Origin of the sequence: Nitratifractor sp., from assembly GCF_015487065.1 — a bacterium.
Classification (GTDB): domain Bacteria; phylum Campylobacterota; class Campylobacteria; order Campylobacterales; family Sulfurovaceae; genus Nitratifractor.
Genome location: NZ_WFQN01000074.1, coordinates 1 through 8619, shown reverse-complemented (window position 1 = coordinate 8619; position 8619 = coordinate 1). Strand labels below are relative to the sequence as shown.

9 protein-coding genes are annotated in these 8619 nt (G+C 57.2%); all 9 read left to right on the top strand.

The features are described 5' to 3' along the window. Positions 1-372 (top strand): TolC family protein (locus F8I07_RS04055; RefSeq protein ID WP_292656061.1); only part of this gene is annotated, 372 nt, incomplete at its 5' end. 232 nt (positions 373-604) lie between these two features. Next, positions 605-1723 carry an efflux RND transporter periplasmic adaptor subunit gene (locus F8I07_RS04050; protein ID WP_292656058.1) on the top strand — a complete coding sequence of 373 codons (1119 nt, stop codon included), beginning with the start codon at positions 605-607 and terminating at the stop codon, positions 1721-1723. 2 nt (positions 1724-1725) lie between these two features. After that, positions 1726-4830, top strand: coding sequence for an efflux RND transporter permease subunit (locus F8I07_RS04045; protein ID WP_292656056.1), 3105 nt, complete (start codon positions 1726-1728; stop codon positions 4828-4830). A 129-nt stretch (positions 4831-4959) separates the two neighbouring features. After that, positions 4960-5310: a hypothetical protein gene (locus F8I07_RS04040; RefSeq protein ID WP_292656053.1), complete on the top strand. Its 351-nt coding sequence runs from the start codon at positions 4960-4962 to the stop codon at positions 5308-5310. Between the two features lie 87 nt (positions 5311-5397). Next, complete coding sequence (locus F8I07_RS04035; protein ID WP_292656051.1) at positions 5398-5775, top strand: rhodanese-like domain-containing protein; 378 nt, start codon at positions 5398-5400, stop codon at positions 5773-5775. A gap of 140 nt (positions 5776-5915) precedes the next feature. Further along, positions 5916-6278 carry a rhodanese-like domain-containing protein gene (locus tag F8I07_RS04030; protein ID WP_292656048.1) on the top strand — a complete coding sequence of 121 codons (363 nt, stop codon included), beginning with the start codon at positions 5916-5918 and terminating at the stop codon, positions 6276-6278. Positions 6279-6281: 3 nt separating this feature from the next. After that, positions 6282-7043 carry a sulfite exporter TauE/SafE family protein gene (locus tag F8I07_RS04025; protein WP_292656045.1) on the top strand — a complete coding sequence of 254 codons (762 nt, stop codon included), beginning with the start codon at positions 6282-6284 and terminating at the stop codon, positions 7041-7043. A 10-nt stretch (positions 7044-7053) separates the two neighbouring features. Next, entirely contained in the window at positions 7054-7302 is a 249-nt protein-coding gene (locus F8I07_RS04020) for a hypothetical protein (RefSeq protein ID WP_292656043.1), read from the top strand. Beyond that, complete coding sequence (chrA, locus tag F8I07_RS04015) at positions 7278-8522, top strand: chromate efflux transporter (protein WP_292656041.1); 1245 nt, start codon at positions 7278-7280, stop codon at positions 8520-8522. Before F8I07_RS04020 ends, chrA begins: the two co-directional genes overlap by 25 nt. Positions 8523-8619: the final 97 nt, after the last annotated feature.

The following is an 8619-nucleotide window of genomic DNA, read 5'->3' as shown; positions in this document are numbered from 1 at the left end:
ATACCCCTCTTCGACATGCACCAGTACAAAAGCATCGAACAGGCAAGGATCCACGCTCTCAAAAGCGGCACCGAACTGGCCAAAACCGCCGAGGAACTCCGAAGCAGAGCCGACGCCCTCTCCCGTCAGCTGAGGCTGCTGGCCAAAAGCGTCCGACTCAACCGCCACAATATCACGAATCAAAAAAAACTCCTGGCCATCGCCAAGACCAGCTATGACGACGGTCGGATGACCCTTGAGGAGTATCTGCGCTACGTCGATGCCCTCTTCGACGCCCGGGCCAACCTCTACAAGAGCAAGGCCCAGTACTGGCAGACCCTGGCCCAGCTGGCCTTCCTCTACGGCAACGATCTGGAACGGATCGTCCGATGATGCATTGTCGAACAATTCGGTTATTGGTCACTGGTCATTGGTCATTGGGATTTGTTCCCGAAGACCTTTTGCCAATGTCGAAAGTTAAGAAGAGGTTTCACTCGATGGCGACAAAGGAGCGCTTGCCCCGAAGGGGTTCCAACGGAATTAGCGACTGCCAGAGCTATCGAGTGAAACCGACGGTTTTCCAGAAAACTCCATCGGTACCAAGAAATTTGAACAAAGGATAAAAATGCAATCGTCCAAAAAACTCCTCAAAATCCTGATCTTCCTGATCATCGTCGCCCTGCTGGTAATCGGCGCCGTCCGGCTCGTCAAAGCCCGCAAGGCCCAGGAGGCCAAAACCCCTGTGGCCAAAGAGTATGCCGTCAGCGTCGAAACCCTCCGGGCCAAAAAAGGGCCGGTCAAGCTGACCCTCCCCTACATCGCCCTGGCCCAGAACGACAACGACACCGTCATCGCCTCCAAGGTCTCCGCCCGGGTCCTCTCCGTCAAAAAAGCGGGGGAACGGGTCAAGAAAGGGGAAGTTCTGGTCCAGCTGGACGATAGTTCACTCAAAGCCAATCTCCAGGCGATCGAGAACTCCATCGAGGGGGCCAAAGAGGAGCTGATCGCCACCGAAGCGACCCTCAAGAACCTCGAGGCGATCCATCAACGCACCGCCGCCCTGCTCAAGGTCAACGGTGCTTCCCAGGAGCAGTACCAGAACGAAGAGGTCAAGATTGCTGTCACCCGGGCCAAGCTCGCCGGGGTCAAGGCCAAGATCCTCAAACTCCAGGCCGAAAAAGCCTCTATCGAAGACAGCCTCTCCTACACCACCATCAAGGCCCCTATCGACGGCCTGGTCTCCAAGAGTCTCGTCTCCCCGGGTGACCTGGCCATGCCGGGCAAACCGCTCATCAAACTGGCGGCGACCGAGGGGACCTATCTGCTGGTCCGCCTTCCCGGCAGCGCCAAGAGCATCGATTTCGCCGGCAAAGAGTACGCACTCACGCCGCTCCACTCCACCTTCAACGGACTCAACGAATTCCGGGCCGATATCGACCGCTACATCCCCACCGGCAACCGGGAAGAGGTCTCGGTGGTGGTCTACAAAGGCGAAGGGGTGCTGCTGCCCGTGGATACACTGCTCAACCGCGACGGCAAGAGCTATCTCTTCCTCTTCAGCGGCAAAGAGAAGGTCAAACCGGTCCCCGTCACCCTCAAGGCCAGCGGTCAGGAGGGAGTCCTGGTGGATGACCGCTTCGCCGGCAAGGAGATCGTCAAGGCCAAGCCGGATATTCTGCTGCGCCTCATGGGCGGCTATCCGGTCATTCGGGAGCCGATTCGTGACGAACGCGGGGAGCGATAGCGATGTTTGACTATTTCTACAAACGCCCCTATCAGCTCTACAGTCTGATCCTGGCCTTTTTCATCATCGGGATCGCGGCGCTGGTGCTCCTGCCCAAAAACCTCTTCCCCGACGCCAACCGTCCCCAGGTCGTCGTCATCACCCAGGTCCCCGGCGCCACCGCCGAAGTGGCCGCCAATACGGTGAGCAAACCGATCGAGGAGGAGATCGCCCGGATCGCCATGGTCCGGGATGTCAGCTCCGTCAACGTCGCCAATATGTCTATCGTCAAAGCGGAATTCGAATACAAAAAAGGGCTCGAAGCCGCCGCCGTGGACGTGGCCAACGCTCTCTCCATCGCCAAAGGCCGTCTGCCCCGCAACGTCACCCCCGCCGTCTATACCGCCGGGGACTTCACCCTGCCGGTGGATGTGATCACCCTGACGCCCAAAAAAGACGCCAATATCAGCGTCGCCGACATCCGCAAAATCGCCGACAGTTTCCTCAAACCCTATCTGCTGGGCAATCCGGCCATCGGGAACGTGGAGGTCTTCGGAGGATATCAGAGCGCCATCAACATCGAAGTGGACCCCTTCAAAGCCAAAAAATACGGGGTCGATTTCGACAAGTTGGCCAAGGCGATCTTCTCCATCGACAAGGACACCCCCGTCGGCTTCACCAAAGGCAAAGACAGCTTCTACACCATCACCTACTACGGGGAGCGGGATCAGATCGAAGAGCTCAAGCAACTGCCGATCCAGCCCAACCTGCGTCTGGGAGATATCGCCAAAATCAGCTGGAGCTACCAGAAGCGCACCAGCGGCTACATCGGCAACGGCAAAGAGGGGATCGCTCTCTCCATCCAACGGGCCCCCGGCGGCAGCGTCCTGGCCGTCTCCAAAGCCGCCCGGGCCGAGATGAAGAAGCTGCAGAAACTCTATCCCAAGATCGACTTCTCCATCTCCGATACCCAGCGCGACCTTATCGAGACCGCCAATACCAACATGCTCGAAGCCCTGCGCGACGCCATCATCTACACCCTGCTGGTGATCATGATCTTCCTGGGCAACTTCCGGGCGATCATCGCCGCGGGGCTCTCGATCCCGATGGTCTTCTTCGCCACGATGGCCATCATCTGGCTCACCGGCGGCGAACTCAATATCGTCATCTACACGGCGATCATCCTGGCGCTGGGAATGCTCACCGACGACGCGGTCGTCGTCCTGGAAAATATCGAACGGCACCTCAACGAAGAGCACGAAGATCTCCAGACCGCCATCAAAAAAGGGACCAAAGAGGTCATCTCCCCGGTCTTCGCCGGGACCCTGGCCACCATCGCCGTGCTCTTCCCGCTGATGTTCGTCGGGGACTTTCCCCAGCATATCTTCCGTCCCCTCATCGAGACCCTGATCATCGCCCTGCTAGTGAGCTACTTCCTCTCCATCACCTTCATCCCCAAGCTCTCCGCCTGGCTCTACAAAAACGGCACCGGCAAGACCAAAATCGAGCAGTGGTTCGAAAAACTCTATGAAAACACCATCGGCCGGCTGGTCATCCCCTATGTGGGCATCCTCAAATTCTCCAACGGCAAATGGTGGGCCCTGCGGCGGATGTTCCTGACCGCTCTGGTCATCCTGACCCTGATACTGAGCCTCAAAAACGTCATGCCCCTCATCGGCAAAGATGTCATGCCCCCCATGGATACCGGCATCATCAAGGCTCAGATCGCCTTCAGCGCCAACGAAAACGTCGAAACCGCCGAGAAGAAGCTTCATCCTTTCCTCACCTGGCTCAACAAACAGCCCTGGCTGGTGCGCAGCTCCATCGCCTTCGGCTCCGAGCCGGGCGTGCTGAGCCTGGGGAGCGGGAACCTCCCCACCGAAGCCACCATCACCATCACCGCCGTCAACCGCTTCGAGCGAAAAAAATCCATCTGGCAGCTCGAAAACGAGATCCGGGACCACCTCTCACTCCTGCCGGGGCTGAAACGGGATGATGTCTTCGACTTCGGCGCCACGGCCCTCTCCACCATCAAGGCACCGCTGGATATCCGCCTCAAGTCCAGCGACTACGAGCATCTGCCCTCCAAGTCCAAAGAGGTCCTGGCCGCCATCAAGGATATCAAAGGCCTCACCTCCGTCTCCACCAGCTGGGATCGGGACTTCAGCGAGATCGAGCTGCGCATCGACAACAACAAAGCCCTCAGCTACGGCATCACCCCGCTGCAGATCATCTCCCAGATCCCTCTGCACGGTGCCGTGGCCTCCCTGGCGGCCAACTTCACCTCCATGAAAACCCAGTTCGTGCGGATCTACCTCAAAGGCAAGTTCAGCCAGAACATCCAGACCCTCAAGATGCTTCCCATCTCCACCAAATTCGGCGAAGTGCCCCTGAGCCAGTTTGCCACGATCAACCCCCACCTGGTTCCCGCCAAGATCGAACGGGATCAGATGCTCTACAGTGTCGATGTAAACGGCTTCCGGGCCAAACGCCCCGTCACCCACATCACCGACGACGCCGTCAAGGCGCTGCAAAAGGTCAATACCGACGGCTACATCGTCACCCAGGAGGGGGACATCGCCCAGCTCAACGACAGCTTCAAGCGGATGATCAAAGCGATCGGCTTCGGGGTCGTAATCCTGCTGATGGTGCTCATCGCCATCTACGAATCGGTGCGGCTCTCCCTGATCATGATCCTCGTCCTGCCTCTCTCGATGATCGGGGCGGCCTGGGGGATGCTGATCTTCCACAAACCCAGCTGTATGCCCTCCATGGTGGGGCTGCTGCTGCTCTTTGGGATCATCATCAAAAACGCCGTCCTGCTCATCGACTTCTACAAAGAGTATGAAAAAGAGGGCAAGACCCCCTTCGATGCCGCCATCGAGTCGGTACGGGTCCGCTTCCGCCCCGTCATGATGACCGCCTTTGGAACCATCGCCGGGATGATCCCCATCGCCCTGGAGCAGGCCGTCGGCCTCGAGCGCCTCAGCCCCCTGGCCGACGTAGCCGTGGGCGGACTGCTGGTCGGTACGCTGCTGACCCTAGTCTACGTGCCGCTCTATGCTTATGCCACCGATCCGAGGAACAAAAAGACCAATCCTATTGAGAAAATCGAGGAGGCGGTCTAGGGTAAGAGGTGGGAAGGTGGGAAGGTGAGAGGGTGAGAAGGTCGATGGATTTTTCTCGGCAATCACTTCCAACCTCCCACCAGCACGAAGTACGATCCTACCTTCTCACCTTTCAATGAAGGAATCTAAATGCCCGAAAATTCCCAGCAATTCGACGCCTGCCACGTGATGAACGAAGGGGAGATCCTCAACCCCCAGCTCAGCGATCTGCCGCTGCATGAGGCGGTGCTCTACGGCGACCGGATCCTCACGGCCAAATTCTCCAAACGCCTCAGTTGCGCCATCAAGCATCTGCCGATCCGCCTGCGCTTTCGCTACAACCACTCCATCGAAGAGGCGATAGACATGGGCATCGCCAAGGACCCCACCCTCGTGCTGGATGGTGAGATCTTTCTGGAGGGGCTCGTTTCCGCCGAACAGATTACAAAAGCGTTCGAACAGTTTGCAAAACCGAAAAAAACAGACGAAAAGCGTGGGTAAGCCCAATCTATTTACTTACTATTAAGTAAAATTCTCTATACTTTTAAAATCAAGATATCTTGATACCGAAATAATAAAAGGAGCATCATGAACTTTGATGACTACCTGCGCGGCTTCGACTACGACGAGCGCAAGGCGATGAAGATCCAGCTCCCCGAGATGTTCGAGCTCTACGCCGCGGGCAAAGCCCAGGTGATCGACATCCGGTTCAAGGAGGAGTACGAAGCGTGGCACATCGGATTCGGAGAGCACATCCCCCTCAACGAACTCCCCGATCGTCTGGACGAACTGGACAAAGGCAAAACCATCGTCGCCATGTGCCCTCATTACGACCGGGCCGAAATCGCCCGACTCTATCTGACCCTCAAAGGGTTCCATGCCCGCTACCTCATCGACGGAATGCTCGGCATCGTCGACTACCTGCGGGGAGACCGGGCGAAGAACTATATGGAGAAAATCCGATAGATTCTGTGGGCATTGAGATTCGCTTCGCGGATCGGCAGGAGGCAGTGAGTTGCCTTCGGCAACGGCATTTTTAGCGGATTTTCCGCCAAAAATCGTAACACGTAACACATAGCACTTAACACAAAAACAAGGAGAACATAGTGAACACTTTCCCCCTCAACATCGTCCCCAGCGAAATGAAAAACATGCGCATCGAGATCGAGGAATTTATCGAGCTCTACAACAAAGGCGAAGCGGAGCTGGTCGATGTCCGCGTGCCCTTCGAAACCAAGGTCTGGCGGGTCAATTTCGGCCTGCAGATCCCGGCCAACGAACTCCCCGAACGCCTGGAGGAGCTCCCCAAAGACAAGCTCATCGTTGTCGCCTGCCCCAAGGTTGACCGCTCCAACATGGCCCGCACCTACCTCGCCTCCAAAGGTTACAACGTCAAATATCTCGTCGGAGGCCTGCTGGGGCTCATGGATCGCCTCAAGGGCGGCAAAGCCAAAGATCTGAAACTCTAAGCCATGAGCACACCGGAGCTGATCCACTACGGGATCTACTTTCTCCTGACCCTGGGGCTCTCGACGCTGTTTGCCATGGGCGGGGTGGGTTCGGCCATCGTGTTGGTGCCCACCTTCAATATGATGGGGATGCCCCTGAATCTGGCCAAGGCGATCGGGCTTTTCATCAACAGCTCCTCCACCATCACCGCTTCGGTGATGAACTTCTTCCGGGGGGTGCTGGATATCAAATTCGCCCTGCCTCTGGTCATCGCCATTTTGCTGGCCACGCCTCTGGGGGCCTGGAGCTCCCAGTACGTCCCGGTGGTGGTGGTCAAATGGATCCTGGTCGCTTTCCTCATCACGGCGGCGATCTTGCTGCTTTATACCAAGCGGGAAACCAAGGTGGTCTACGACAAAGCCTGGATCCTCTTTCTCATCGGTTTCGTCGTCGGGATCATCTCGGGGATGATCGGCGTGGGCGGCGGAGCGCTGATCATGCCGCTGCTGATTTTGCTGGGCTTCGATGCCAAGAAGGCCGCCTATGCCGTGAGCTTCATCATCCCCTTCTCTTCCCTGGGGGCCTTTTTCACCTACCTAAGCTTCGTGCAGATGGACTGGGTGCTCCTAGGCGTCGTCACCGTCGCGGCGGTGCTGGGAGGCTATCTGGGGGACTTCATCATGCACTATAGACTCACCCCCGTCCAGGTCAAAAAGCTCATCGCCGTGCTCCTGCTGCTGCTGGCGGCCAAAATGATCATGGGGCTTCTGAAGCTCCATTTCTAAAGGATCTATTATGATGCACATTATGAAAAAGATCGCCGACTGGATCGTCGAGCACGAAGAGAAAGAGGCGGAAAGCTGTTCCATCCCCGATGAGATCATCGACGAGTGGCTCGAAACCATCGAGGAGCGTAAACAGCGGATGAAAGCCCACGGGAAAACCCACTCCGAACAGTATGAGATGCTGCTAGACCTGGAAAAACGGGTCAAAGAGATCGAGGAAGAGCGGAAGCGGAAATGCCACAATCCAAAGACGCAGTAGAAGATCCTGTATCCTCCCAAAAGATCCCCCAACGGATCGTTCCTTCTCTTTGGGAGTTGCTCTGGGCCTTTTTCCTCATCGGCCTGACCGCCTACAGTATGGCGATGCTCCAGCAGCTCAAGGCCCTCGTCATCGGGAGACGCTGGCTGAGCCAGGAGGAGATGGACGAGGGGCTGGCGATGGTGCAGCTCTATCCCGGTCCCATCCTCTTCAACCTCGCCGCCTATGCCGCCTACCGTATCAAAGGCTTCACCGGCGCCTTTCTCGCCACCTTTCTCTTTGTCCTCCCCTCCTATCTACTGATGCTGCTGCTCTCCTGTCTCTATTTCCGCTACGGGCAGGTGAGCTGGGTCCATCCTCTCTTTATCGCTCTGGAAGCGATGGTGGTGGGGATCGTGCTTCACGTGGCCACCGACTTCTCCGGACGCTACCTCTCCGGCGCAGGGACGGCCTTTCTGGCGGGGCTTGCTTTCGTGCTGATGCTCTTTCACGTCAACGCTTTCTGGATCATTCTGCTCGCCATTGCCCTGGGATTGGCGCTCTTTTGGAAACAAAAACCCGAGATGAAGAAAGGTCCCAAAACGGCCGTGCCGATCCCCGGAAAATGGCAGTGGCGTCTGGCGGGGCTACTCTTCAGCGGAGCGCTCTTCGTCGGATTGCTGGCGTTGGGGCTTTTCTGGCATAGTGAAGCTGGGCGGCTGCTCGGGTCGATGTTCAAGGTGGGGGCCGTGGCCTTCGGCAACGGGATGACCATTATGCCGCTGTTGCAGCAGGAGGCGGTGGTCTCCCACCACTGGCTGACGCTCAAAGAGTTCGCCGACGGGATCGCCTTCGGGCAGATCACCCCCGGGCCCTTCCTCATCACCGCCACCTTCATCGGCTACAAAGTGGCGGGGCTCCTGGGGAGCGCTCTGGCGACGGTGGGGATGTTTTACCCCTCCTTTTTCTACACCCTCGTCATGACCGAGCTCTACGAAAAGATCAAGCGCAACCCCTGGATCCGCAAGGCGCTGCGGGGCATCCTGGCCACTTTCACGGGGATGCTCTTTTTCGTCGTGCTAAGCCTGGGACGGGTCAGCCTCGTCTCCCCCGCCACCTACATCTGGGCCGTAGGAGCCCTGATCGCCGTGCGCTATCTCAAGCTCAACATCCTCTGGATCTTCCTGGCGGGGATCGCGACGGAGGTGGCGTTCTACTTCGCGGGAATTTCTCTCTACTGATCCAGGTTTCATACAAATTTGTTTATCAGTATATTTCTATATAGAAAATATATATCTTATATGTTTTATTCGTTAAAGAAATATTTTATCAAATAGT